Below are 352 nucleotides of genomic sequence, written 5' to 3' on the forward strand. Positions count from 1 at the left end.
AACTCAAATACGTCATTCGGATCGATTTCGGCTATCACTTCCGAATAGCTTTTCAAACCACGAATTTCCGAGCAGGCGTACAAACTACCAGCCCCCTCGTAGTAGTAGATTGGCTTTATGCCTACGACATCCCTGACCAGGAAGGTGCGTTGGTCGGTTTCATCCACGATGATCAGGGAAAACATACCTTCGAGACGCTTGAAGGCAGCTTCCTTGTATTCCGTGTACAATCTCAGAATCACTTCCGTGTCTGAGCTTCCTTTGAAGTGATGTCCCTTGGCTGCCAAATCCTCGCGCAATTCGTTGTGATTGTAGATCTCGCCGTTGAAAACAATACTCACACCTGTCCCCG

1 pseudogene is annotated in these 352 nt (G+C 48.3%); it reads right to left on the reverse strand.

Annotation, left to right across the window (positions count from 1 at the left end):
• Nucleotides 1–341 (reverse strand): annotated as a pseudogene (locus tag K675_RS31415) (asparagine synthase (glutamine-hydrolyzing)); the annotation flags it as partial.
• Nucleotides 342–352 lie beyond the last annotated feature (11 nt).

The sequence above is a fragment of the Pseudomonas fuscovaginae SE-1 genome (genome assembly GCF_000364705.1).
GTDB classification, from domain to species: Bacteria; Pseudomonadota; Gammaproteobacteria; order Pseudomonadales; family Pseudomonadaceae; genus Aquipseudomonas; species Aquipseudomonas fuscovaginae_A.